The organism is Sphingobium chungbukense, assembly GCF_001005725.1.
GTDB classification, from domain to species: Bacteria; Pseudomonadota; Alphaproteobacteria; order Sphingomonadales; family Sphingomonadaceae; genus Sphingobium; species Sphingobium chungbukense.
Genome location: NZ_LBIC01000009.1, coordinates 195,362 through 221,181 on the forward strand (window position 1 = coordinate 195,362; position 25,820 = coordinate 221,181).

Annotated in this window: 23 protein-coding genes; 7 read left to right on the forward strand and 16 right to left on the reverse strand. The window is 64.4% G+C overall.

The window, feature by feature from the left end; all coding sequences use genetic code 11:
* Positions 1-156: 156 nt before the first annotated feature.
* Complete coding sequence (locus tag YP76_RS18875) at positions 157-1,602, reverse strand: L,D-transpeptidase family protein (RefSeq protein ID WP_232307632.1); 1,446 nt, start codon at positions 1,600-1,602, stop codon at positions 157-159.
* Position 1,603: 1 nt separating this feature from the next.
* Here YP76_RS18875 and YP76_RS28355 point away from each other — a divergent pair, with 1 nt between their 5' ends.
* From YP76_RS28355 to YP76_RS18895, 5 genes are all read left to right on the forward strand, one after another.
* The gene (locus tag YP76_RS28355; protein WP_198147555.1) at positions 1,604-1,810 is read left to right on the forward strand and encodes a hypothetical protein; all 207 of its coding nucleotides are present in this window, start codon (positions 1,604-1,606) and stop codon (positions 1,808-1,810) included.
* 92 nt (positions 1,811-1,902) lie between these two features.
* Positions 1,903-2,412, forward strand: coding sequence for a DUF421 domain-containing protein (locus tag YP76_RS18880; protein ID WP_046765136.1), 510 nt, complete (start codon positions 1,903-1,905; stop codon positions 2,410-2,412).
* Positions 2,409-3,818, forward strand: a complete 1,410-nt coding sequence (locus YP76_RS18885; protein WP_046765313.1) for a DUF2254 domain-containing protein — start codon at positions 2,409-2,411, stop codon at positions 3,816-3,818. Before YP76_RS18880 ends, YP76_RS18885 begins: the two co-directional genes overlap by 4 nt.
* A complete protein-coding gene (locus tag YP76_RS18890) occupies positions 3,815-4,828 on the forward strand; it encodes an AI-2E family transporter (RefSeq protein ID WP_046765137.1) in 1,014 nt (337 codons plus the stop codon). The genes YP76_RS18885 and YP76_RS18890 overlap by 4 nt, the downstream gene beginning before the upstream one ends.
* Before the next feature lie 126 nt (positions 4,829-4,954).
* On the forward strand, positions 4,955-7,354 hold the full coding sequence (locus YP76_RS18895; RefSeq protein WP_046765138.1) for a membrane-bound PQQ-dependent dehydrogenase, glucose/quinate/shikimate family: 2,400 nt from the start codon (positions 4,955-4,957) through the stop codon (positions 7,352-7,354).
* A 208-nt stretch (positions 7,355-7,562) separates the two neighbouring features.
* Here YP76_RS18895 and YP76_RS18900 read toward each other — a convergent pair whose 3' ends face one another.
* From YP76_RS18900 to YP76_RS18960, 14 genes are all read right to left on the reverse strand, one after another.
* Positions 7,563-9,860, reverse strand: coding sequence for an FdhF/YdeP family oxidoreductase (locus tag YP76_RS18900; protein ID WP_046765139.1), 2,298 nt, complete (start codon positions 9,858-9,860; stop codon positions 7,563-7,565).
* A 67-nt stretch (positions 9,861-9,927) separates the two neighbouring features.
* A complete protein-coding gene (locus tag YP76_RS18905; protein WP_052757490.1) occupies positions 9,928-10,197 on the reverse strand; it encodes a cytochrome C oxidase subunit IV family protein in 270 nt (89 codons plus the stop codon).
* A complete protein-coding gene (locus YP76_RS18910; RefSeq protein ID WP_046765140.1) occupies positions 10,194-10,823 on the reverse strand; it encodes a cytochrome c oxidase subunit 3 in 630 nt (209 codons plus the stop codon). The genes YP76_RS18905 and YP76_RS18910 overlap by 4 nt, the downstream gene beginning before the upstream one ends.
* Complete coding sequence (gene ctaD, locus YP76_RS18915) at positions 10,816-12,465, reverse strand: cytochrome c oxidase subunit I (protein ID WP_046765141.1); 1,650 nt, start codon at positions 12,463-12,465, stop codon at positions 10,816-10,818. The genes YP76_RS18910 and ctaD overlap by 8 nt, the downstream gene beginning before the upstream one ends.
* Positions 12,458-13,432 carry a cytochrome c oxidase subunit II gene (coxB, locus tag YP76_RS18920; protein ID WP_046765142.1) on the reverse strand — a complete coding sequence of 325 codons (975 nt, stop codon included), beginning with the start codon at positions 13,430-13,432 and terminating at the stop codon, positions 12,458-12,460. Before coxB ends, ctaD begins: the two co-directional genes overlap by 8 nt.
* Positions 13,429-14,187, reverse strand: coding sequence for an SCO family protein (locus tag YP76_RS18925; RefSeq protein WP_046765143.1), 759 nt, complete (start codon positions 14,185-14,187; stop codon positions 13,429-13,431). Before YP76_RS18925 ends, coxB begins: the two co-directional genes overlap by 4 nt.
* Positions 14,184-14,609, reverse strand: coding sequence for a hypothetical protein (locus YP76_RS18930; RefSeq protein WP_046765144.1), 426 nt, complete (start codon positions 14,607-14,609; stop codon positions 14,184-14,186). The genes YP76_RS18925 and YP76_RS18930 overlap by 4 nt, the downstream gene beginning before the upstream one ends.
* The gene (locus YP76_RS18935) at positions 14,606-15,526 is read right to left on the reverse strand and encodes a hypothetical protein (RefSeq protein ID WP_198147545.1); all 921 of its coding nucleotides are present in this window, start codon (positions 15,524-15,526) and stop codon (positions 14,606-14,608) included. Before YP76_RS18935 ends, YP76_RS18930 begins: the two co-directional genes overlap by 4 nt.
* Positions 15,484-15,651, reverse strand: coding sequence for a hypothetical protein (locus YP76_RS27915; protein WP_157035830.1), 168 nt, complete (start codon positions 15,649-15,651; stop codon positions 15,484-15,486). The genes YP76_RS18935 and YP76_RS27915 overlap by 43 nt, the downstream gene beginning before the upstream one ends.
* The gene (locus tag YP76_RS18940) at positions 15,641-16,141 is read right to left on the reverse strand and encodes a c-type cytochrome (protein WP_232307633.1); all 501 of its coding nucleotides are present in this window, start codon (positions 16,139-16,141) and stop codon (positions 15,641-15,643) included. Before YP76_RS18940 ends, YP76_RS27915 begins: the two co-directional genes overlap by 11 nt.
* A complete protein-coding gene (locus YP76_RS18945) occupies positions 16,141-16,686 on the reverse strand; it encodes a DUF3341 domain-containing protein (RefSeq protein WP_046765147.1) in 546 nt (181 codons plus the stop codon). The genes YP76_RS18940 and YP76_RS18945 overlap by 1 nt, the downstream gene beginning before the upstream one ends.
* Positions 16,679-17,980 (reverse strand): NrfD/PsrC family molybdoenzyme membrane anchor subunit, encoded by a 1,302-nt coding sequence (nrfD, locus tag YP76_RS18950; RefSeq protein ID WP_046765148.1) that lies wholly within the window; start codon positions 17,978-17,980, stop codon positions 16,679-16,681. The genes YP76_RS18945 and nrfD overlap by 8 nt, the downstream gene beginning before the upstream one ends.
* On the reverse strand, positions 17,977-20,799 hold the full coding sequence (locus YP76_RS18955) for a TAT-variant-translocated molybdopterin oxidoreductase (RefSeq protein ID WP_046765149.1): 2,823 nt from the start codon (positions 20,797-20,799) through the stop codon (positions 17,977-17,979). Before YP76_RS18955 ends, nrfD begins: the two co-directional genes overlap by 4 nt.
* Complete coding sequence (locus YP76_RS18960) at positions 20,796-21,389, reverse strand: cytochrome c3 family protein (protein WP_232307634.1); 594 nt, start codon at positions 21,387-21,389, stop codon at positions 20,796-20,798. Before YP76_RS18960 ends, YP76_RS18955 begins: the two co-directional genes overlap by 4 nt.
* 245 nt (positions 21,390-21,634) lie before the next feature.
* On the opposite strand from YP76_RS18960, the gene YP76_RS18965 reads away from it, so the two are divergent.
* Positions 21,635-22,249: a retropepsin-like aspartic protease family protein gene (locus tag YP76_RS18965; RefSeq protein WP_052757491.1), complete on the forward strand. Its 615-nt coding sequence runs from the start codon at positions 21,635-21,637 to the stop codon at positions 22,247-22,249.
* A 15-nt stretch (positions 22,250-22,264) separates the two neighbouring features.
* On the opposite strand, the gene YP76_RS18970 is transcribed toward YP76_RS18965, so the two are convergent.
* The gene (locus YP76_RS18970) at positions 22,265-24,259 is read right to left on the reverse strand and encodes a BCCT family transporter (protein ID WP_046765150.1); all 1,995 of its coding nucleotides are present in this window, start codon (positions 24,257-24,259) and stop codon (positions 22,265-22,267) included.
* 137 nt (positions 24,260-24,396) lie between these two features.
* On the opposite strand from YP76_RS18970, the gene YP76_RS18975 reads away from it, so the two are divergent.
* Positions 24,397-25,620, forward strand: coding sequence for a cation:proton antiporter (locus YP76_RS18975; protein ID WP_046765151.1), 1,224 nt, complete (start codon positions 24,397-24,399; stop codon positions 25,618-25,620).
* Positions 25,621-25,820: the final 200 nt, after the last annotated feature.

Genomic DNA, 25,820 nt, shown 5'->3' on the forward strand with positions numbered 1-25,820 from the left:
CCGCACCGCCGGGGCGCTGACCGCGATCAGACCGACGCCAGCAGCACCGTCCGGGCGGAACAATGGCCCGCAGGCAGACTTATTCTACCGCCTGATCACGAACTTGCGGATTTCTATCTACAGCTATTCCCTCGACCCCTCGGTATCCGGAGCTGCTTAAGGACCAAGATCAATTGCCGCCGGCTGCGACTTACGCCCATTGCCAGTGAAACCCAAATGCCGCGCCACCGCCTCGCTCCAGCCATAGGGATCGGCGCGGAAGGCGATATCGCCGGAAGGTCTGACAAGGACGCTGCGGTAGAGCAGGCGCACCGGGATTTCGCGCGGGAGGGCGACGAACTGCTCCTGCCCGACCTCACGCGCCGTGAGCCATTGCTCGAGGATTCCCTCATCCGATGCGAGCATCTGCGCAAAGCCGAGCGCATCCTCGACACGGACGCAGCCATGGCTAAGATGCCGCTCGCTTCTGTCGAACAGGGCAGGCGCGGACGTGTCGTGCAGGTAAATCGCCTGACCGTTGCGCATGTCGAACTTCACCTGCCCCAGCGCATTGCCCGGTCCCGCCCCTTGGACGATCCAGCCGGCGCGCAGGACCATATTGTTGCGCTGGAGATAGGCGGCGTCCACTTGCGCCAGTTCGGTGTTCTGTATGGATTTCGGCACGGTCCAGGTCGGATTGGCGACCAGCCGGAAAATGGGTGAGCTGAGCAAGGGTGTTGGCCGGTCTGGACGGCCCGCGACCACCCTGCGCTCATCCACCACTACGTCGTCGCGGATATATTGCAGGCGCGCGGCAGCGATGTTGACATCGATCCGCGTGGCCGGCTTTGAACGAGGCATCCAGCGCCGTCGCTCCATCGCCACGGCAAGCGCCCGCGCCCGATCCGGTGCCCGCAGATTGAGAACGCTGAAAGTATCAGGCCCGATCACGCCGTCTGCCGCAATGCCATAATCCCCTTGGAGACGCTCGACGGCGCTTTTCATGGAGGCGGTGTAGATTGCGCGCCCGCCGGTAGTTGCTCGTTCGGTGACGAGGCGGTCCTCGGAAGTCAGATAACCATTATCCGCAAGCTGGGCGGCAATGGCGACGATCCGTGAATCGTGGTCACCGACATGAATGACCCCACCGTCGGGCAACTGATCGCGCGCCTCCTCCCGCGCCTTGGCGGAATAGTCGAGATAGGCCGTCGAGAAATGGCGATACTCCTCGGTATCGGGCGCAAGGCTGGCGAACCAAAGGCCTGCCCTGCCCTCCGCCATCGCCTGCGCCAGCTCGCCCGGCACATCTTCGGCCGGCCTCGGCAAGGTGTAGATTTCGTGCAAGGAAGAAGGATCGACGGCTCCGTACGCGAGCGCAGACGCATAGGCCAGCGCAAGGCGTGTGAGCTTCAGCTCACGCTCGAGCGCGCTGTCGGATGAGGACGGTCGCGCGCCAAAGTCGATCCTGTCGAGGCCATGTCGCGCCCGCCGATCCAGTGTTTCGAGCAATTCCCGCTCTGCAGCCGCCGACCAGCATGCACGCCAACCCGCCGCCTCGTAGAAGCTGCGGACCGCCTCATCCCTAGCGGCGCCGCGCAATTCTTCGCCCGAGACGGGGACCATTATGGCTGAAGCCGGCGGCTCCATGGCCGACGATGCGGGATTATCCGCCATGACGCTGGCGGGCATCGCGACAAAGGGCAGAAGGCAAAGGCGAAATTTCAAAGTCCTCATGATCGACGAACGGTTTATCGGCGATTTGGCTCCTTTCATGGGCGGAACGAGCAGCCGCCTCCCCGGTTATAGCAAGTGCAAAGGCGGGATGGATTGACGGATCGCCCGTCAGGGGACTTCGCAAGACGCCCCGAGTTCGCCCCTTATGGCAGTGGAGAAATTACGCTGGCGCTGTGGGAAAGGACCGCCATGTTCTTCGATAATTGGCAAGGCCTCTGGCGAGTGGTGCTGGTGGGCACCGCCGCCTATGCCACGCTGGTCATCGTGCTCCGAATGAGCGGCAAGCGGACGCTGGCAAAGCTGAACGCATTCGATCTTGTCGTGACCGTGGCGCTCGGATCGACGCTTGCGACGGTGCTGCTGACCAAGGACGTCGCGCTGCTGGAGGGAATGGTCGCCTTTGCCTTGCTGGCGCTACTGCAATTTCTCGTTGCCTGGAGTGCGTGCCGCTTCCGCATTGTCGCGCGGTTCGCCAAATCGGATCCCAGGATCCTTCTTGCCGATGGCCATATTCTGGAAGATGCTCTGCGCGAGGAGCGCGTATCGCCGGACGAGGTGAAGGCGGCCGTGCGCGGCGCGGGGGTGGGCGACCTTTCGGATATAGCCGCGGTCGTGCTGGAAACAGACGGCAGCCTGAGCGTCATCGCGCGCGATCGCGCCGGGGCACGAACCGCATGGCCGCAGGAGCGCGGGTCGTGAAGGCTCGTCTGCTCCGCTTGGCCGATATGCTGCGGCAAAGCTACTGGTTCCTGCCCTCCATCATGGCCTGCGCGGCGATAGTGCTGGCAGGAGGCATGATCTGGCTGGACAGTTATGAAGGGTCGGTTTGGATGGACCGCTTCGCCTGGTTGCGCGCCTCGCGGCCGAGAGGGGCGCGGCAGCTTCTGTCGGCGATAGGCGGTTCGATGATTACCGTCGCGGGCACTGTGTTTTCTGTCACGATTGCGGCCGTGGTCTATGCGTCCGGCCAATATGGACCTCGCTTGCTCAGCAACTTCATGCGGGACCGGGGCAATCAGGTCACGCTCGGCACCTTCATTGCCACCTTCCTCTACTGCCTCATCGTCCTGCGAACGGTGCGTTCGCCCGAGGAGTCCGGCGGCGTGGGCTTCGTGCCGAACATCGCCCTGCTGGTCGCGGTGCTGCTGGCGCTCTGCTCCATCGCCGTGCTGATCTTCTTCATCCATCATGTCCCGAGCAAGATCCACATCAACAATGTGATCGAGGATGTCGGGAAGCGCCTGCTTCGGGAGGTAGGCCATCGTTTCCCGCGCTTCCTTGGCGAACCCGCCGATCGGGGTCGTCACAGAGGCGACACGATCGTGCCCGAGCCCTTTCGGCAGGATGGCGAAGCGGAAGCGGCTGCGCCGGTGCGGCTGGTGAAGGCGAGCCATACGGGCTATATCCAACTGGTCCGCGACGAGGATCTGCTCCAGCTGGCGTCGCGCCATGATCTGGTGCTCCGCCTGCGCTACCAGCCGGGGGATTTCGTGCATGCCGGGCGCGCGCTGATCCTCGTCTTCCCAGCGGAGCGTTGCGATGAAGAGGCCAGCCAGGCGTTGGCCGACGCCTTTGCCATCGGATCGCAGCGCACAGCCTTGCAGGACCTGCGCTTTCTGATCGACGAGCTGGTCGAAATAGCGGCGCGGGCCCTGTCGCCGGGCATCAACGACCCCTTCACCGCGATCACGTGCCTGGACTGGCTCGGCGCGGCCATGTCTGACCTGTCGGGACGCGAGATCCCCTTTCATCTACGGCAGGACGCCGAAGGGGCGCTGCGCGTCATCGCCCACCCGCAGGATTTCGCGGATTTTCTCGAACGGAGCTTCGGCTCTCTGGCGCAATATTGCGCAGGCGACAGGGTGGCGGCTCTCCATTTCCTGAGTTCGCTGGGTGAGGTGGCGGTCGCATGCGAGGACCGCGGAAGACTGGGGGCCGTCGGGACTCACATCGACAGGATCGCTGGACTTGCCGGAAGCAAGCTCGACCGCCTGAACAGCCAGGTCGTAACCGATCGCGCCAACCTTTTGCGCGACGCCCTGGCCAGGCCCGATCACCGGCGGAGACTGCGCGATGACGTCAGCTGGTTGGGCGGCGCGGCGTGACCGCGCCGGGGACGAGCCCCGGCGCAAGCCGGTTGCTGTGGGTGATCGCTCTGATCCTGATCCTGGCGGCTTTGCGGGCAAGCTATGCCGTGACTATGCCGATCCTATTCGCGGCGATCATCGTTGCGGCGTTATGGCCGCTCAAACTGTGGCTGGACAAGCGACTGCCGAGCTGGCTGAGCTATACGCTGACAGTCGCAACACTCGTCATCATCCTGACCGTATTCGTCGCGTCGGTCTATCTCTCACTTGGACAATTGATGAGCGTCCTCGGCGCACAGTGGCCCAAGCTCTTGTCTCTCTATGATGCGGCAGCCGACAAGGCTCGGAATTGGGGTGTGACACTTGACGCGCGGCTGCTCGATCAGCAGCGCATTGTGGCCTTCGCGCAGATGCTGGCTTCGAGCATCTACAGTTTCGTCACCTATGTAGGGTTCATCGGGCTGTTCGTGATCCTGGGACTGCCTGAAGTGGCGCGCATGCAGGACAAGATGCGAGCCGAGCTGGAACTGGAGACGCATGGTCAATTGCGTTCGACTATGATCTCCATATCCGAGCAGGTGAGGCGCTATTTCAGCACGACGCTGGCGACAAGCCTGATGACCGGGATGGCATCGACCCTTTGGGCTCTGGCAACCGGGCTGGACCTTCCGATCGTCTGGGGTCTGCTTAATTTCCTGCTGAACTTCATTCCCGTGATCGGCAACATCATCGGCATCATTCCGCCGACGCTCTATGCAGCGTTGCAGTTCCACGACATCGGCATGCCAGCCTTGGTGTTCGCAGGCTTTGCCACATTGCAGATCATCATCAGCAATTTCGTCTATCCGATCCTGCAGGGACGCCGCTTGTCGCTTTCGCCGCTCGCCATTGTCGTCGCCATGACCTTTTGGGGCTGGATGTGGGGCATCGCCGGGACGCTGATCGCCGTTCCCTTAACAGCCTCAGTCGTCATCATATGCGATCACTTCGACAGAAGCCGGTGGGTCGCCAAGCTGCTTTCCGCCTGATCGTGCGGAGTTGTGAACAGGCTGCCGCAGACCCGACGCAACACAGTAGAGTTCGAAAGGCAGCGGGGGAACATCGGACAGCCATTCTCCGTTAGAGTGTTACCTCCCACGATAAACGGATGTGCCATGCTGAACGCTGCGTCGCCCGCCCGCGCCCGATCACAATGGGCCACCACAATCGTCGGATGCCTGATCGGCATGATCGGCCTTGCGCTTGCGACTGGCGGGGCATGGCTGCTGATCGTCGGGGGATCACCCTATTATCTGATTACGGGCGTGGCGATGATCGCCTCGGGCTGGCTGCTGTACAGCGGCCGAATGCTGGGCGCATGGCTCTATGTCGCGGTGGTCGCGGCAACGGTTATCTGGGCTTTTTGGGAAGTCGGCGCAATCGGCTGGGCGCTCGTCCCCCGCCTGATCGCGCCGCTGATCTTGTTGGTCGCCGTGCTGCTCGTCATGCCGCTGATGTCGGTTCGCGCTGATCGCTGGAAGCTGGCGGGCGCTGCGATTGCGGCGGTTGTCGTCGTGACGGCCGTCACCGGCTTCACGCTGAGCAAGGTCAATGAACATGAGGTGCTGGCCGCCCTCCCCGCCGCATCCACCATGATGAGCGAGCCGGCACTGCGACAGGCGGGTGCCGACTGGCCCGCCTACGGGGGATCGGAAAGCGCCCGGCGCTTCACGCCCCTAACGCAGATCACGCCCACTAATGTATCCTCGCTGGAGCAAGTCTGGCTGAGGCACACGGGCGATCTGCCCTCAAAGGCTGCCAAGGGGACCTATGGCGCAGAGAACACGCCGCTGAAGGTCGGCAACATGCTCTATGTCTGCACCCCCAAGAGCATTGTCGTAGCCCTCGATCCAGCGACCGGACATCAACGCTGGCGTTTTGATCCGCGCGTGCCCGATACGGCCATTCCCTACACCGCCGCCTGCCGGGGCGTCAGCTATTATGAGGTGCCCGGCGCGGCGGCAGGCCAAGCCTGCGGCAGGAGGATCATCTGGGGGACACTGGACGCGCGCCTGTTTGCGATCGACGCGCATACCGGCACGCCGTGCCAGGATTTCGGATCGAACGGGCAGGTCGATACAAAGATCGGCATGGGCGAAACACCCGCTGGCTATGTCTCGATCAATTCCCCGCCTACCATCGTCCGGGGCGTCGTCGTGACGGGGCATCAGGTGCTGGACGGGCAGGATCGCTGGGCGCCTTCCGGGGTGATCCGGGGCTTCGATGCCGTGACGGGCAAGCTGCGTTGGGCCTGGGACATGATGCATCCCGACTGGAATGGCTATCCTCCCCCGGGCCAAACCTGGGCGCGCGGCACGCCCAACATGTGGACGATCGCAAGCGGCGACGAGCAACTGGGCCTTGTCTATCTGCCGATGGGCAATGCCGCCGCCGATTATTATAGTGGCCTGCGCCGTCCGGCCGAAAATTTCTATGCGACCTCGCTGGTGGCGCTGGATGTGAGCAGCGGCAAGCCGCGCTGGCGGTTCCAAGCCGTGCGCAGGGATGTGTGGGATTATGACTTTGGCGCGCAGGCGACGCTTGTCGATTATCGCGGCACGCCCGCACTGGTCCTGCCAAGCAAGCAGGGCGACATCTACATCCTCGACCGCCGCACCGGAAAGCCGCTGACGCCAGTGGGGGTGATGCGCGCGCCGGTCGGCGGTGTCGAGCCGGGACAGCGTTCGCCCGTCCAGATCTACTCCCGCTGGCACACGCTGCGCAAACCGGATCTTAGCGAGCGCGACATGTGGGGCATGTCGCCGATCGACCAGATGATCTGCCGCATCCAGTTCCGGCAGGCGAGCTACAAGGGCTTCTACACGCCGCCCGAGAGCAATCGGCGCTCGATCGAATATCCTGGCTATAATGGCGGTACCGACTGGGGCGGGATTGCTGTCGATCCCCGGCGCGGCGTCATCGTCGCCAATTATAACGACATGCCCAATTATGTCCGCTTGGTCCCCCGCAAGGAGGCCAATGAAAAAGGTTGGGCGCCGCGCCAGCAGGCGCGCGGCAATATCGGTGGGGCCGAGGGCGCAGGCGATCCGCAGGCCCATACACCCTATGCGATCGATGTGAATGCCGGATGGCGGCTGAAATTCACTGGCATGCTGTGCAAACAGCCGCCCTATGGCGGCATTCGCGCGATCGACATGGCGAGCGGCCGCACCATCTGGGATCGCCCCTTCGGCACCGCGCGAACGAACGGCCCCTTCGGCATCCCGTCAATGCTGCCCATCACCATCGGCACGCCCAATAATGGCGGCGCAGTCGTGACCGCAAGCGGGCTCATTTTCATCGCTGCGGCGACCGACAACCTGATTCGCGCCATCGACCTCGCCACGGGCAAGACCCTTTGGCAACGGAAACTGCCTGCCGGAGGCCAGGCGACACCGATGGTGTACGAGGCAGGCGGGCGCGAATTTCTCGTTATCTATGCAGGCGGCCACCATTTTATGGAAACGCCAGTCGGGGACGAGGTCATCGCTTATGCGCTGCCGACAGCGCCTTAGAGGAGCCAAACGGCCTAAATCACACGATCAAATTCAAGGTCGCCGCTGCTGCATCATATCATATTCCATTTGCATCGGTGGAATGACCGACCGATCCCCGTCTTCAACATCCCTGCTGCCTGAAGCAGATCGGTACAGGCAGTCGCTTGTCGCAGCGCAATAGGGCGCGCCGCGGAACCGGCTTTTCGGCAACGCCGAGCTGCGATCGCTATCGACTGGAGCAATCATTCGCGCGAATACGCACGGGCACGGACTTGGCCGCCGGCGTCTTCGATAGCTTGTCATGGTGCGACAAGGGCACAAGCGGGTTCATTTCCGGGTAATAGGCCGCCACGCATCGATCGGGCAGCGAGAATGGCGTGACCGTCAGGCCGCCCACTTCCCGGTGCACGCCATCTTCCGCATCGCTGACCAGCGCGACCACCTGTCCGGCGGCCAGCCCCGCGCGCGCCATCTCGTCCGGGTTGATGAGCAGCACGTCGCGCGTACCCTCTATGCCCCGCATCCGATCCGAATAGCCGTAGATGGTGGTGTTGAACTGGTCGTTGGATCGCAGGGTGATAAGTCGGTAGCGGCCGGGCGCATCGTCGAAGCCACAGCTCGAAAGCGTGGTGGGCACTGTGAACTCCGCCTTGCCGCTTTCCGCTTTCCAAATCCGCTCGCGCGCCTTGCTTCCCTTGTAAAAGCCACCGGGGGTAAACAGGCGATCGTTGAAGTCGGTGAACTTGTCGGGATAGCTCGCCTCGATCAGATCGCGCACCTTGCCATAGTCGCCGACCCATTCGTCCCATCGAACCTTGGGGTTGGGCGGCAGCGTCTCCTTTGCGATGCCCGTGACGATCGCCAGTTCGGACAGGAGATGCTCGCTCGCGGGCTTGCGCTTGCCGACCGATCCGTGGATGCAGGACAGGCTGTCCTCCATCGTCACCGTTTGCGGGCCGCTGGCCTGCATATCCTCTTCGGAGCGGCCGAGGCAGGGGAGGAGATAGGCGATCTCCCCATTGATCAGATGGCTGCGGTTGAGCTTGGTCGCGATCTGGACGGTGAGGTGCATCTTCGTCCAAGCGCCTTCCATCTTTCCGCGTTCCGGGATCGCGCGGACGAAATTGCCGCCCAGGCTGACGAACGCCTTCACTTTGCCAGCGATGATGCCTTCGCACGCTTCGACCGTGTTCATGCCCTTATCCATCGGCGGTTCGAAGTCGAAGAGCCTTTTCAGCCGGTCATTGGGGACCAGCTCGGGCTTTTCGGAAATGCCGACGGTGCGCTGGCCCTGCACGTTGGAATGGCCGCGCACGGGGGAGATGCCCGCCCCTTCCCGGCCGATATTGCCTCGTAGCAAAAGGAGGTTAACGAGCATGCCGATGGTTTGCGACCCGTGAACATGTTGGGTCACGCCCATGCCGTAGATGCCGATGACCTTCTCCGCATCGCAATAAATGTCGGCCGCCGCCTCCAGATCGGCGCGCGACAGGCCGGACTCGCGCTCGATCTCTTCCCAGCTGGCGGCGTTCGCGCAGGCGACGAAATCGTCATAGCCATGGCAATGCTGCTCGATGAAGGCGGTGTCGATCAGGTGCCGCTTGTCCCGTGCGAACAGTTCCGCGTCGCGCGCCAGCACATGCTTGCACAGGCCCATGATCGCGGCGATGTCGCCGCCGGGCCGCACCTGGAAATAGAGTTCGGAAATCGGCGTCGATTTCTTCGTCAGCATTTCCGTAGGGCTTTGCGGATTGACGAACTTGATGAGACCGGGCTCCTGCACCGGGTTGAAGGTCACGATGCGGCAGCCGCGCTTCACCGCTTCCTGCAACGGGTGGAGGAAGCGCGGGCTGTTCGAGCCTGTATTCTGACCGAAGAAAAAGATGGCGTCGCACTGGTCGAAATCGCTCAGCACGCAGGTCCCGACCGGCGATCCCGTCACTTTCTTGAGGCCGACCGACGTCGTTTCATGACACATGTTCGAACTGTCGGGCAGGTTGTTATGGCCATAGAGCCGCGCGAACAGTGCATAGAGGTAAGACGTCTCCAGGCTGGCGCGGCCTGAAGTGTAGAATGCCGTCGATTTGGGATCGAGCGCGCGCAGCTCCGCGCCGATCTCGCGAAACGCCTCAGCCCAGCTGACCGGCAGATAGCGGTCGCTGGCGCGATCATAGCGCATGGGGTGAGTCAGCCTCCCCTCCTGCTCCAGGTCATGGTCGGGCCATTCCTTGAGTTCCGACACGCTGTGCCGGTCGAAAAATTCGGGCGTGCAGCGGCGGCTGGTCAGTTCCCACAATGTTGCCTTGGCGCCATTTTCGCAGAATTCGGCAGGGTGCGGATGAGCCGGCTTGGTCCAGGCGCAGGACACGCACATGAAGCCGCCCGGCTTGTTCTGACGCCGCAGCGTTTCGATCACCGCAGGGGAAGCCAGTTCCTTCGCATAGATTCGGCTGATGCCCTTCAGCGAGCCCCAGCCGCCGGCCGGCCCGTCATAATGAACGGTCTCGTCCTCTGGCTTGTCCATGATCCTGCTCCTTCACGCGTGCCTCGCCGCGACAATGCGCGTGGCCTTAGAAATATCCGGGAAACATTTACCCACCGATCCAGCTGCGGGTCAGATAGTCCGCTGCGGTCAATGTCAGCATCATCAGCAGCCAGACGCCGGCCGCGACCATCGCCAGCCGCGCGGTCGCCCCTTCGCTGCGCATTTCCATGAAAAACCAGAGGATCAGCGTCGCCTTGGCAAAGGCGATGCCATAAGCGATCCAGGGCTTGGCCGGACCGAGCGGGAGGTGCGCCGCCACGACGGTCACCGCCAGCAGCAGCATCAACGCCGCCGAGACAAGCACCAGCCGGATCACGACACCCCCGGCAGATAGAGCGTGGGATAGAGGAACAGCCAGATGATATCGACCAGATGCCAATAAAGCGCCGCGTTGCCGATCAGCACGGCGGCCCGATCCTCCCGCGCCGCACGGCTGAGCGCGGACACGCCCAGCAGGCCGATGCCGACCATGACGTGGACGCCATGCAGCCCGGTGCTGACGAAGTAGAAGTTCATGAACAGCTGCTGTGTGCGGGTGCCGAAATGCGCGTTCGCCAGGCCCGGGACCAGCCCTTCGCGATATTCGCCCAGATATTCATAGCCCTTGATGCCAAGGAACAGCAGGGCGAGGATGATCGCCGAGCCGAGCGACCACCCCGCCAGTCGCGGACTGCCGCTGCGCGCCGCTTCCACGGCAACCGCAGCCATCAGGCTCGACGTCAGCAGGATCGCCGTGTTGGCGGTGCCGAGCCAGAGCTTCAGGTGGCCGGAGGCCGCGACATACTCGACCGGGTGCAGCAAGCGCAACGCCATCGCCGCGGCGAAAAGCCCGCCGAACAGCATCGCTTCGCTCGCCAAAAATACGATCATGCCCAGCCGGTCCGCCTCCCGCTGGCGAGCGGGCTGGTGGAAGGGTTCGTGCAGAGCGCGCTGTTCAGGCATTGGCCCTGCTCGCAGGGTGTTCGAGCGGATAGTAGTACGGCCCGCGCACGACCACCGGCTGCTGCGTGAAATTATGCTTGGGAGGGGGCGAGGATGTCGTCCATTCCAGCCCGGTCGCGCCCCAGGGATTGGCGGGCGCGCGCGGGCCACGCCTCAGCGACCAGAGCAGGTAGAAGGTGGGCATGGCGTAGCCGACGGCCAGCAGCGCCGCACCGGCCGAGGAGAAGACCTGGAGCAGCTGGAACTCCGGCGGATAGACATGGTAGCGCCGCGGCATTCCTTCATAGCCCAGCATGAACTGCGGGAAGAAGGTGAGGTTGAAGCCGACCAGGATGACGACCGCGGCGATGCGGGCCAGCGTCTCGTTATACAGGCGCCCCGTGATCTTGGGCCACCAATAATGGAGCGCGCCGAAAAAGGCCGTAACCGTGCCGCCGACCATGATGTAGTGGAAATGGGCGACGACGAAATAGGTGTCGTGGACATGCACGTCTATCGCCAGCATCGCCAGCATCAACCCCGTCAGCCCGCCCGCGACGAACAGGCCGATGAACCCCATCGCAAAGAGCAGCGGCGCGTCGATCATGATGTCGCCCTTGTAGAGGGTCGCAGTCCAGTTATAGACCTTGATCGCGGAGGGCACGGCGACGGCGATCGACAGGAAGGAAAAGAACGCGCTCGCATAGATGGACTGGCCCGACACGAACATATGATGGCCCCAGACCAGAAAGCCGATCACGGCGATGGCGATGGAGGCGATGGCGACGAACCAGTAGCCGAAGATGCGCTTGTGCGCCGCCGATGTGATGAGTTCGCTGATGACGCCCATGGCGGGCAGCACCATGATGTAGACGGCGGGGTGGCTGTAGAACCAGAAGAGGTGCTGGAACAGCAGCGGATCGCCGCCCAGCGCCGGATCGAACACCCCGATGCCGAACAACCGCTCCGCCGCGACCAATATCAGCGTGATCGCCAGCACCGGCGTCGCCAGCACGAAGATGATCGACACCGCATAATGCGACCAGATGAACAGCGGCAAGCGGCTCCACGTCATGCCCGGCGCGCGCAACTTGTGTATCGTCACGATGAAGTTGATGCCGGTGAGGATCGTTGAAAAGCCGCTGATGAAGACAGCTACGACCGTAGCCACCACCATGCCGTTGGCGTACATGGTCGAGAGTGGCGTGTAGAAGGTCCAGCCCGTGTCCACGCCGCCGCCCAGCACGACGGCGAGCGTGATGAACCCGGCGACGATGTAGATATACCAGCTGAGCAGGTTCAGGCGCGGAAAGGCCAGGTCCCGCGCGCCGATCATCAGCGGGATGATGAAGTTGCCGATGGTGTTGGGGATGGACGGGATCAGGAAGAACCAGACCATGATGATCCCGTGCAGCGAAAAGGCGCGATTATAGCCCTCATTGGTCATGAGGTCGCCCGCCGGGGTCAGCAGGTCCAGCCGGATCAGCGCCGCAGCGACGCCGCCGATCAGGAAGAAGAAGGTGATCGACACGAGGTAGAGGATGGCGATGCGCTTGTGATCGGTGGTCAGGAACCAGGAACCCAGGCTGTGGCCGGCGCGCAGATAGCTGATGTCCTCCACCTCCTCGTCGGGCCTGTCGATGTCGAGCGCGGCGTCACTCATCGCGATCCTCCTGCCGGGTGCCGGGCTCCCCCCCGCCGATGTCCTTGAGGTAAGCGACCAGCGCGTTCACCTCTTCGGGCTTCAGCACATTGCCATAGGTCGGCATGATCGGCCGGTATCCCGCCGCCACATCCTTGTTGGGCAGCATGATCGAGTCGTGCAGATATTGCTCGTCCGCGATCAGGGTTCGCCCGCCCGACAGGCCCACCGGACCGCCAAAGAGCCCTTCGAGCGGCGGTGCGTGAACGGCGGAGGCCGCGCCGTGGCAGCCGCTGCACCCCGCCGAGCGGAACAGCCGCGCGCCCGACGCCGCCAGTGTTTCGTCCTCGCCGGCATCACGATTGCGCGCCATCCAGTCGGCATAATCCTGTTGCCGCATGACGATCAGCCGCCCGCCCATGACGCTGTGATCGGTGCCGCAAAATTCCGCGCAGCGCAGCGGATAGATGCCGGGTTTATCAGCGGTGAACCACATCGTCGTGTAGCGGCCCGGCAGAACGTCCTGCTTGATGCGTAGCGCGGGCACATAGAGGCTGTGAATCACATCCTGCGAGATCATGACCAGTTTGACCGGCCGGCCCATAGGCACATGCAGGTCGTTAATTTCTCGCGCGCCTTCGCCATGCTGATATTTCCACATCCATTGCTTGGCGACGACATTGATCGTCGTCGCGTCGGCCGGCGGGCGGCGGAGGTTGAAATAGAGCGCCGTCGCCCAGACGAAGAAGCCGAGCGTCAGCAGGAAGGGAATGACCGACCAACTCACTTCCAGCCAGACATTGCCGCTGGACGCATGTTCGCGATTGACGTCCCGGCTGGTGCGATAGCGAATGGCGAAGAACGCCATCAGCACGAAGACGGGCAGCGTCAGCAGCCAGACCATGACGCCGAAGGCGCCGATCAGCAAGTCGACCTGCCCCGCATGGTGCGAGGCCTGTTCCGGCCAGAGGAAGAAGCGGTGACTCATGCCGCCCGCCTCCTCAGGCGAAAGATCAACAGGCCGAGGCCGGCCACGGTGATGCCGCCAGCCAGCCGCAACATCTTCTCAATCGCGGGCGTGTAGCGGCCGGTCGCCGGATTATAATGATAGCAGAGCAGCAGCAGCGCTTCGCCGAAAGAGCCGGACTGCCCTGACCGGGCCGCCGCCAGCGCGCGCTCCAGATCGTCCGGCTGCGGCGCCAGGCCGTAGAGCCAGCCGGTCATCCGGCCATCGGGCGCGATCACCGCGCTCGCCGCCGCATGGGCATATTGGCCGATCCGGTCATCCCACGCATAATGATAGCCGATGGCGTCGGTCACGCTGCGGATCGCCCTGCGCTGGCCGGTCAGGGCATGGACGCCCTCGCGCGCCTTGATCTGCGCCAGATCGTCCCGCGCCGCCTGAGGCCCCTCGCGCGGATCGATGCCGAAGGCGACGAGGGTGAAATCGCGCCCCGGCCGCAGCTTCTGCCCCGCAATCGCCTGCGCCATGCCGGCCAGCGTCGCGCCGCAGATATTGGGGCAATGGTGCAACACCGGCACCAGCAGCAGCGGCTTGCCCGCCGCCAGCGCGCGCAGGCTGGTGCGGCGGCCTTGCGCGTCAAGGAAGGGCGCATCGATCGGAACGCGTGCGCCCAGCTTCTCCTCTATGCGTGCCTCTCCGAACGGGTCGAACCCGGCTTGCGCCGCTGCCGGCGACGCCGCGAGCAGGGCGGCGAACAGTATCAGGAGACGCGGGATCATTGCCCGGCCTCACGATGAGCGCGCGCGGTCGCTTCGGTGGAGGGTGCGGACGCGGCGTCCTGCCAACCCTGCCGCGCCACCTCGCTCCGCGCATGGGCCAGGGCGGGGGCCTCCATCCGCCTGTCCATGGCTGCGTCATAGCCATGGCGCACAGCTTCCGGTTCAGCCAGCAGGTGGGGCGGAGGCGGCGCAATGGCCATGGCATGCGTCAGATCGCGAGGCTGGTCATCGCGCGCCTTGAGCCAGCCCAGCGTCGCCCACGCGAACCCCAGCCCCGCCGCCATCAGCGCCAGGAAGCAGGCGATGCCCAGCACCACCCTGCCCGGCGATGCATCGCGCGGTTCATAGCCGCGCCTGCGCTGTTCCTGCGACGGATGCGCGCCGCGCTGGACGTCGGTTTCGGTATGGAGCGGGCGGGTCATCGCCGTGCCTCCGCCGGCAGACGGGCGCGCACGCGATGGCGCAACGCCATGGGCAGCAGCGCCACACCGAGCAGGCCAAGGCCGACAACACTGGCGCAGAAGGCCAGCACCGCCAGCCCTCCCCGGCCCGGCAGAACCGTCCAGCCCAGTTGCAGCAGCGACGACAGGATCACCGCCGCTGACAACGGCTTCAGCCATGACGCGCTCTTTCGCGCCCTCGCCAAGAGCAGCGCCAGCAGCGGCACGCCAGCCAGCAAGCCGAAGGTCCAGGCGACAGCTTCCCAACCCGTTCCCCATCGCCGGGCATACCATTCGACATTGGGCGCCAGATTGCTCGACCAGATGACGAAGAACGGCAGGAACAGGAAATAGGCCGACAGCAGCAGGAGCGTCAGCAGCAAACCGCCCAAAACGCCCAGTCGCCGGGGTTCTCGCCCCATGCCGAGCCGCAGCAGCAGGAGTACGCAAAAGGCGATGATGACTTCCCGCTGCATGAATTCGAGCCCGAAGGCGGACGAGGCGAAATCCGGTTCCAGCGACATCAGCCAATCGACCGCGACCAGCGAAGTGAGAACCGGCATCAGCACGACGCCCGCGCCGGCCGTCACCGTCTGCCCCCGCCGCGCCCGCATGCGATGGCCGAGCCACCATTGCGCCCCGAACCGCAGCAGCGTGCGGGTGATGAACGGCACAGGACTGAGCCACAGCAGCTTGAAGGCACTGGGAGAACGGTCGCCGACCCAGGGATAGACGGCTGCCATGCCGATGAGCACTGGCACCATCGCGGCGGCGGCGAGCGGTGTCAGCAGCGTGGCGGCCTCGACGCTCAGGCGCATCTCATCCCCCCAGGCGCCCGGAATGAGGCGCATCATCATCATGAGCAGCAACGCGCCCGACGGAACCGCCCCGAACGCCACCGCGCCCCCAGCCAACCCGTCAGCATCGCGCGCGGCGACCAGAACGCGCCCAACAGCACCGCGCTGCAGATCAGCACGCCGATCAGAGCCATGGCCCGCTCGCGGGGCAGCGCATCAGCGATCATGGCCGCCCTCCCGCTCCCCATCGTGGACCGGCTGCGCCGCCTGGAGAACGCGGATATGCGCGGCGATGGCCCAGCGGTCGGCGGGCGGCACCCGGTCGGCATAGCTGTACATCACGCCATAGCCGTTGGTGATGACATCATAGAAATGCGATGCGGGCGCGGCGCGCAGCCGGGGGCACAGGTAGGTTGGCGGGTGGGGAAAGCCGCGCGTCGTCACATAGCCGTCGCCCCGCCCATCCTTTCCATGGCAGATGGCGCAATAGATGCCATAGCGATCCTCGCCGCGCGCGAGCAGGGCTGGCGTGATGGCGGCGGGACGCCGGGCGGCTGCCGCAAGCATCGGCGCATCACGCACCACCGTTCCGTCCGGCGGGGCCTGCATCACCTTGCCGTCGGGAAAGAGGCTACTGTCCTCATAGACGTCGTAGCGCGGCTGCTGCACCATGTTGTTGCAGGCGGCGAGCAGCAGCAGGCAAGGCAGGCCGCGCATCATGACCGCGGCCTTTCGCGCACGTCGATGATCGCGTCCGGCCCGAGCGCCGCGAGCGCCCTGCCCGCCTCGTTCCGATCGAAATGATCGTCCGCCAGGATCGCGAGATAGAAGCGGTCGTCGGCGGACAGGTCGAACCCGTCGGCATCGAAGACCGGATGATGCAGGCGAGGCAACCGATTGGCCATGAACATCATGGCCAGCGCCGCAAGCACCGCGCCCAGCACCATCAGTTCGAAGGTGATCATCATGAATGCGGGCACCGCGATCAGCGGCCTGCCCCCGATCCTCAGCGGATAGTCGAGGTTGGTGCCGACCTGCATCAGGAACCCGCCTGCCGCCCCGACGATGCCGCCGATCAGCATGGCGGCGGGCACGCGATTGTCACGGAAGGCAAGCGCCTCCTCCAGCCCCTTGACCGGAAAGGGCGTGAATGCGTCGACCTGGGCAAAGCCCTGCGCCCGGACCGCGCGAACGGCCTCGACCAGCCGTTCCGGCGTGTCGAAGGCAGCGAGCACCGCGAACAGGCGGCCGGTGTCAGCCATCCACCGCTTCCTCTCGCACTTCAAAGGCGGATATGACGGGCAGGAAGCGCACGAACAGCAGGAACAGCGTCAGGAACAGGCCGATCGTGCCTGCGAACAGACTCCAGTCCCAGAAGGTCGGGTGGAAGGTGCCGGTCGAGCTTTCCAGCCAGTCGCGATAGAGCGAACTGACCAGCAGCATGTAACGTTCCATCCACATGCCGATGGTGGCGCTGAGCCCGATGAGGAACAGGAGGATGGGCCGCACCCGCCAGCGCCGCCACCACAGCAGTTGCAACGGCACGAAGTTGAACAGGATCGCGCCCCAGTAACTCCACGCATAGGGGCCGACGAACCGGTCGAACAGCGTCTCGGCTTCCTTGCCCCCGGCATAAGCGGCGGTGAACATTTCGGCGGCATAGCCATAGGCCGTCATCATTCCCGTCGCCAGCAGCAGGCATCCCAGCATGTTGAGGTGGCGCAGCGTCACGAGAGTGTGAAGGCCCAGCATCCAGCGCAACCACACCGTCAGCATCGACACCACCGCAAAACCGGAAAAGGCCGCGCCCAGCACGAAATAGGGAGGGAACACGGTCGATACCCAGCCCGGCACCGGCCCTGCGGCAAACAGCAGCGAAATCTCCGAATGGACCGATACGACCAGCGGCACCGCGATGGCGGCGGTCAGGCGGTAGGCCTGTTGCCAGCGCGCCCAGTGCGTCGCCTGCCCCCGCCAGCCGAGCGCACCAAGGCCGAAAAAAATCTTCCACCGCATCTTTCGCGCCCGGTCCCGCGCCGCCGCAAGGTCGGGAATGATGCCGATATACCAGAACAGCGTCGATACGATGAGGTAGGTGAGGACCGCGAAGAAGTCCCAGGTGAGAGGGCTCTTGAACTGCGGCCAGACATTCATCGTATTGAAATAGGGCGCCATCCAGTAAAAGAGCCAGGGGCGCCCGAGGTGAAGGATCGGGTAAAGGCCGGCGCAGGTAACCGCGAACAACGTCATCGCTTCGGCAAAGCGGTTGAGCGAATTGCGCCAGCCCTGCCCCATCAGCAGCAGCATGGCGGAAATCAGCGTTCCGGCATGGCCGATGCCCAGCCACCAGATATAGTTGGCGATGGGAAAGCCCCAGCCGACCGGGATATTATTGCCCCAGATTCCCGGCCCATGGCCGAACAGCCAAGCCACCGACGCAAGGAACAGCCCCAGCAGCGATAGCGCGAAGCCGAAGCATATCCACCAGGCGCGCGGCGCGGGGAAGCGCGGCGGCAGGCGCAGGACGCGGTCGGCGGCGTTCAGCCGCGCGTTCACGACTTCCCCTCCCCGCCCCTGATCCGCGCCTGATAGGTGGTGCGGGGCCGCGTGTTGGTTTCAGGCAGCAGGTCATAGTCGCGCCCGCTGGCCTTGCGGCGGCTAACTCCGCTCGTCGCGTCCGATATGTCGCCGAACATGATCGCCTGAGTCGGGCAGGCCGCCTGGCAGGCCGTCATCACCTCGCCCTCGCGGATCGCGCGATCTTCCTTCTTGGCGGTGATCCGGGCGGCGCTGATCCGCTGGATGCAATAGGTGCATTTTTCCATCACGCCGCGCCCGCGCACGCTGACTTCGGGATTGCGAACCGCCCGCAGTTCCGGCGGGTCCTTGGCCGTCAGGTCGAACCAGTTGAAGCGCCGCACCTTGTAGGGGCAATAGGCCGAACAGGTGCGCGTACCGATGCAGCGGTTATAGACTTGCAGGTTAAGGCCTTCGGGGCTGTGCACAGCGGCGTTGACCGGGCAGCCCATCTCGCAGGGCGCGTCCTCGCAATGCATGCAGGGGACGGGCTGAAAGGCTTGGCTTGGCTCGTCCGGCGATCCTTCATAATAGCGGTCGACGCGCAGCCAGTGCATTTCCCTGCCCTTGGCCACCTGCTCCCTGCCGACCATCGGGATGTTGTTTTCCGCCACGCAGGCGACGACGCAGGCATTGCAACCGATGCAGAGGTCAAGGTCGATCGCCATCCCCCAGGCGGGGCTTGACTTCTGCGCGGAAAAGAAGTTCGCGCGTGGCGGCTCGGGCGGCAGGGCGTCGGCCAGCGTATCGACGAAGCGGATGAATTCGTCCCCCTCCATCGCGAAATGATGCTGGGTGGTGGCGACTTCTTCGCGCCCTTCGATCTTTTCGAGCCTTACTTCTCCCCGCGCATTCACCAGCGGATAGGAGTCGAAGCCCACTTTCTGCGCCACCGGCCCTCCCCGCGACCGGCCATGGCCCAGATGCACCAACAGCGTGCGCCGCTCCTGCCCCGGCACGATCCAGACCGGCCCGGTGACGCTGCGGCTGCCGACCGACAGGCGCACAAGGTCGCCCGACGCGAGCTCTCTCTCCCGCGCCAGCGCCGGGCTGAGATGGATGGCATTGCCCCATGTGATCTTGGTCAGCGGCTTGGGCAATTCCTGAAGCCAGGGATTGCTGGCGAAGCGCCCGTCCCAGATCGTCGGGTCGGGGCGGATGAGCAGGGAAAGCCCCTCGCTCGGCAACTCCTGTACAGGCGGCGGCTCGGCACCGGGCGGCGAAGCGGCGGCAGGCTCGCCGCCGGCTATGATCCCGCTGACCAGCGCCCTGGTCCAGCCCTCCTCATCCAGCGCGTCGGCCCATGTTTCCCGCACGATGTCGCGGTCGGCCCGGTCGCCGCCCATCAGCGCTTCGAGCAGCGCATGGCGGGAGCGCACTTGCAGCCATGGCCGCACCAGCGGCTGCATCAGCACCGCCGATCCGTCCGCCGCGCGTCCGTCGCTCCAGCTTTCGAGCAGATGCGGCATGGGCAGGTGCCAGTGCGCCGCCGCCGCGCTCTCATCGGCATGCAGACCGGCGTGAATGCGCATCGGCACGCGCGCGAGCAACGGCGCGAGGCTGGGCGCGCTGTAACAGGGGTTCACTTCGAGCAGGAAAACGCTCTGCACGTCGCCCGCGCGGATGTCCCCGGCCAGCGCCGCCATGTCCAGCGCCTGCTGCCTGGCGGCGGGCGCAGCGACGGTCCGGGTTACTTCCAGATTCCCCAGACGCTGGTCGATGGCGCGCGCCAGCGCATGCAGCGCGGGCGGCTGCTCGCTTCCCGCCACGACCAGACCCCGCCCCGCGTTTCGCTTGAGCGCCGCTGCGGCTCGCTTGACCCAGTTCCGCTCGGTCGACCCGAGCCGAAGCGGCGTTCCTGCCCGTACGCCCAGTTCCACCGCCAGCGCCTTCATGAGCGTTCCCATCCGTGCAGCGGCAGCGACCAGCCGTCCGGTCGCGGTGACGCCGGTAATCGTTGGGCTGGGTTCCGCGACGAACAGGGTAGCATCGCCCTCGCCGGCCTGGAACGCCCGCCGCCGCGCGCCCCAGCCGGTCGCGTGCCACAGCTGGCGCGGCCCCGGACCGAGCAGGTCGGCGTCGAAACTGATGATGGCATGCGCGCGGTCGAGACGCAGCCTTTCACCCGCGCCCGCATCGCTCACCGGCGCATGCACATGCCAGCACGCCTGGGGCCAGCGGTCCAGCATCGTCTCAATCTGGCGGCGCAGCGTCGGCGATCCGACCCGAGCCGTCAACAGCCGGAACCCCTCACCTTGCCGGCCGTCCAGTTCTCCGCGCAGCGCGGCCAGCGCCGTCTCGAACCGCGCCCAGCTTGTCGGCTGCCCCCTGTGGAGCGGCGCCGTCGACCGGGCGGGGTCGTAGAGGTCAAGCAACGCCGCCTGGGTGAAGGCATCGGTGGCACCTCGGCTGGCGGGATGGTCGCCATTGCCCTCCAGCTTCACCGGACGCCCCTCACGCGTCTTGCCGATCACCGGCTGCGCCACGCCGTCCATCTCAACCGCCGTCGCATAGAAGCGGGCGACGCCCGGCTCTGCCCCCTCCGGCTGCTCGACGAAGGGCATCGCGTCCTGATCGGGCGCGCGTTCGCAGCCGTCGAGCCCGGCGAGGGCAAGGGCGCCGCCCAGGCATTTCAATATGTCCCGCCGCCGCCAGTCGCCCGGGCCGCTGGCCAACGCGGGAAAGGCCGCGCTCATCCGCACCCGAAAATCGGGCTGATCGACCAACTCATCGAGCGCGCGCCAGAACCGCTTGCCGGTCAGCGATCGCAGCGCCGTCAAGTCCGGAGGACCGCTCATCGGTGGCATATCCCGCAATTGTCGAGCGTCTTGGGATCGATCCGATGCACGCGCATCACCTGCTCGCCATAGGCGCGCTTCTGCTTCTCGCTCCAGCCGAGCGGCTCCATCCGTGTCACCAGATCGGGCGGGCGCAGATGCGGCGCCGGATCGCGATGGCATTCCAGGCAGAATTGCATCTGGAACGGCTTGGCCCGCCAGGTGAGCGGCATCTGATCAACGCGGCCATGGCATTCCACGCAGGCAACCCCGCGATCGATGTGGATGCTGTGATTGAACTGAACATAGTCGGGCAGCTGGGCGACGCGCCGCCACCGGATTGGCTTGTCAGAGGCTAGGCTTTCCCGCACCGGCTCCAGCACCCCGGCGCCCGTCCACAGCTGGGAATGGCAGGTCATGCACGTGTGGGTCGGCGGTAGCCCGGCATTCTCGCTCGTCTCGACGCTCGCATGACAATAGCGGCAGTCGATGCCATCGTCCGCGACATGATGCTTGTGGCTGAAGGGAACAGGCTGGTCTTGCACCCACCCGGTCTGCGATTGGTAGGAGGATCGGGCATAATCCCAGCCTCCCAGTGCGAGGATGAGCAAGCCCAGCGCCAGGGCCGCGACGCCAAGGCGTAACCATGTATCAGCCGCGGGCGGAAAAATCTGCGCTGCTCGCCCCCTTTGTTTCCGGTATGTTGCTACACGGTGAATGCGAACAGGGGCCTCGAGTTCCATGGACGCCAAACTCGATCAGTAAAATGGGCGACAACCCGTTCGGTCGATGCTTCGTCGTTCACTGAGGCACGCGGATTGGATCGAACCTCCAGCCCAGCGGTTCACCCAGCGTCATGCCCGTGTCTATCAATCCTGAATGGCAGCAGATGGCATTCTATGCCTTGGCCGCTGCCGCCCTCCTGATCCTGCTCTTCAACATCCCCTATGTCGGGCGGCTGCTGCGAGCGCTGTTTTCCTTCAGCGTCCTGGCTTTCTGCCTGTTCCTGCTGCTCCAGCAGGCGCCGTTCGACCCCATATTAGCCCGCCTCGCTTCGCAACTGGGCATCGATGGCCAGCAAGTGAGCGGTCAGGAGGTGCATGTCCGCATGTCGCCCGACGGCCACTTCTGGGCGCGGGCGACCATCAACGGCGTCGAACGAAGGTTGCTGATAGACAGCGGCGCGACCGTCACAACCCTTTCGGAAGGGACAGCCCGGCGGGCCTCTGTCGATCGTGGCAGCGGCCTGCTGCCCATCGTCATGCGCACAGCAAATGGCGTGGTACCCGCCGAAACCGGGACGGTCGCCCGTATCGTGCTTGGGGGAATAGAAGCTCGCGGCCTCAAGGTCGCCATCTCGCCCGCCCTCGGCAACATCGATGTGCTGGGAATGAATTTCCTGTCGCAACTCGCGTCCTGGCGGGTCGAGGGACGCACCCTGATCATGGTGCCGAACGACGCCGCCGCCTGAAACCGCCAACATGGTTCAGGCAAGCCGCCGCATGTGCCTGAACCGCGCATAGCGGTTCAGCAGATCATTGATCAGCTGATCCCCGCTGTAGCCGGTGACGTCGTGCGGGTGATCCTCCTCGGAGCTTTGCGCCATAGCCCGATAGTGGCGGCGCTCTGCCTCAGGTCGCCTGCGCGGCTCGGCGAACGCGAAGCTCGCAGCCCGAAAGGCGCGAGCGCGAACACCATAGCGAAATTCGCCCCGCTCCTCATGGGGCACGCGAAGTTCGACATGGGTTGCGTCCTGCACCAATCTGGGCGTCAGGTCCGAATCGCGCATCTGCGCCGCGACCGCATTCAGCGCAGGGCAAGCGATGTCGATCAGGAAGGTCTCAATCTCCTTTTCCTCATGGTAGCGCGTGATGCTGGCGAGGCGTTGTTGCCAGTTTGGTCCTTCCACCAGGTAGGGCGCGGCTTGCGCGGCGGTGGACAAGTCGATCGCGGACCCCTCTTCTTCCATCTGCAACGCGCGCAATAGCCCATAGCAGATGACGATCATCACCGCCGCAAAGGGCAGCGCACTTGCGATAGCGGCCGTCTGCAAGGCTTCCAGCCCCCCTGCGACCAGCAGAACCGCCGCGACTACCCCAGCGCTCACCGCCCAGAAAATGCGTTGCCAGACCGGCGGATTTTCCTCCGCGCCCGAAGTGATCATGTCGATCACCAGCGCCCCGGAATCGGCTGAGGTGACGAAGAAGGTAATGACGAGCAACGTCGCCAGGCCGGATGCAATGGTGGAGAAAGGCAAATGCTCCAATGTTTCGAACAAGGCGACCGGCATATTGTTGACGGCGGTTGCGGCAATGTCGGCGGTCCCCCGCAAATCCATGTCGATCGCTGTGTTGCCAAAGACCGTCATCCACAGGAAAGTGAACAGCGGCGGCACTAGCAGCACGCCCGTCACGAATTGGCGGATCGTGCGCCCGCGCGAGATACGGGCGATGAACATGCCGACAAAGGGCGACCAGCTGATCCACCAGCCCCAATAGAAGAGCGTCCAGTTGCCGAACCATTCATTGGGTTCATAGGCATACATGCGGAAGGTGCGTTGCACGAGGCTGCCGAGATAAGCCCCGACATTCTGGACATAAGCCTGGAGCAGGAAAACGGTTGAACCGGCGATGAGCACAAAGGCGAGCAATGTCACGGCGAGAATGATGTTGATTTCGGATAGCCGCTTGACGCCCTTGTCGAGACCCATGGCAGCAGAAAGGGTTGCCATGCCTGTGATCACGGCGATCAGGAGGATCTGGACCAGTGGCTCGGTCGGCAAGCCGAACAGGTGATTGAATCCCGCATTGACCTGAAGCACGCCGAAGCCAAGCGAAGTCGCCACGCCGAACATCGTGCCCAGCACCGCGAATATGTCGATCGCATGCCCGATCGGCCCGTGGATGCGCTGTCCGATCAGTGGAAACAGCGCGGAACGGATGGTGAGCGGCAGTCCGCGCCGGAACGCGAAATAGGCGAGCGCCAGACCGACGACGATGTAGATTGCCCAGGCGTGCAGACCCCAGTGGAAAAAGGTGAGCACCATCGCGTGACGCGCGGACTCGATCGTGCTTCCCGCTCCAACAGGGGGACGCGCATAATGCTGGATCGGCTCGGCGACCCCGAAGAAGAGCAGTCCGATGCCCATGCCCGCGCTGAACAGCATCGCGAACCAGGAAATATAGCTATAGTCCGGCTCGCTTTCGTCCGGCCCAAGCTTCACGTCGCCATAGCGGCTGAGCATCAGGAACAGGATGAAGAGCAAAAAGCCAGCAACGGCAACGACGTAGAACCAGCCGAAATCAACGGTGATCATTGTCTGCACGGAAGCGAATAACCGTGATGCCTGCTCGGTGAAAAGCGCGCCGAACAGGACGAAAGCGAGGATCAGCCCAGCGGAAATGAAGAAAACGGGCGGATTGACCTGGATCCATGGGCCAGTGCGGCTCTCCGGCGCGTGGGTCAGCCCCGTGTCATTCATGGCAGCTAATCTCCTCCTGACGATGGGGGATCTCCAAGGGAACGAGAGACCGTCTGGGTGGTTGCCTCTTGTTTCCAGAATTGCAAGGGCAAGGGCAACGGCGGAGCCAGGCCGCTCGACAACGAAGAGGAATCCCGGTGGCCAACATCGACCTGCTGGATTTCGGCATGTTGCTGGTCGTTGCGTCGCTGGTGGCGATGGTCTCGCGGCGGATAGGATTGCCCTATACGGCCGGGCTGGTGCTGGCAGGCATCAGCCTTGCCTTGCTGCCGTTCGGCGTTGACCTGCCGCTCTCGCGCGAGCTCATCTTCAACATCTTCCTTCCACCTCTCATCTTCGAGGCCGCCTTGCAGATGAACTGGCCCAGGTTCCGCCAGGAGATGCCGCTCACTATCACGCTCGCTTTCCTGGGGGTGGCTATTTCCGCTGCCGTTGTTGCGGGCGGGCTGCACTGGCTGCTCGGCTGGAGCTGGATCGGCGCGGGGTTCGTGGGCGTGCTGATCGCTGCCACTGATCCCGTTTCGGTGATCGCCGCTTTCAAGGAGATGAAGGCGGAACCTAGGCTGGGCATGGTCGTCGAATCCGAAAGCCTGCTGAACGACGGCGTCGCCGCCGTCGGCTTCGGCATCCTGATGGGGCTGACGCAGGGACAGGCTCTTACACCGATCGGTGTCCTTGCTTCTCTCTTGTGGACCGTGGTGGGCGGGATAGTGGCGGGCGCCGCCGTGGCCTTCATCGTGCTAAGGATCGCCGGCCGCACCCGCGATCATCTGGTGGAGATCACACTGACCACTATCATCGCATGGGGCGGATTCCTCCTCGCCGAACGGATCGGCGCGTCCGGCGTGTTCGCGGCCCTCGCCGCGGGCGTGATCGTCGGCAATTTCGGGTGGCGCACGTCCATCTCGGAGGCAGGCAAGCCGCATGTGACCGGCTTCTGGGAATATGCGGCTTTCCTTGCCAACTCGGTGCTGTTCCTGCTGATCGGCAGCCATGAAGCGCATCAGCCCCTCACCCTCGTTTCCGGCGCGCTAGCGGTGCTGGTGCTGCTCACTCTGATCGGCCGCGCCGCCGCGGTCTACCCGATCGCATTCCTGTTCTGCCGATCATCGCTCCGGCTGCCGGCCACTTACCAGCATGTCCTCGTCTGGGGCGGCTTGCGCGGAGCGGTCGGTCTGGCGCTCGCGCTGGCCGTACCGCCAAGCGTTCCCGAGCAGAGGGAAATCGTGGTCCTGACCTTCGGCGTCGTCGCCTTTTCCATCTTCGTGCAGGGCCTTACCATGCCGCCGCTGCTGCGCCGCTGGAACCTAAGCAACGGTGCGCCAGGCGGATCGCGACGGAATAAGCGGCCAAAATCATAGGTACTCACTTCGTGGCATGATCACGGCAAGCACTGCGGTTGTTCCCTTCGAACCAAAGCAGACAGGTCAGGGCGGACTGCCGCTCGCGATCGAGATCACCACAGATGGGATGGCCCTGACGAATATCGGGCTTGGAGTTCCAGCTGAGAATGCCGGTCGATAACCGCGACCCGCGCGGCAAAAGCCGGCCGCCTCGCGGC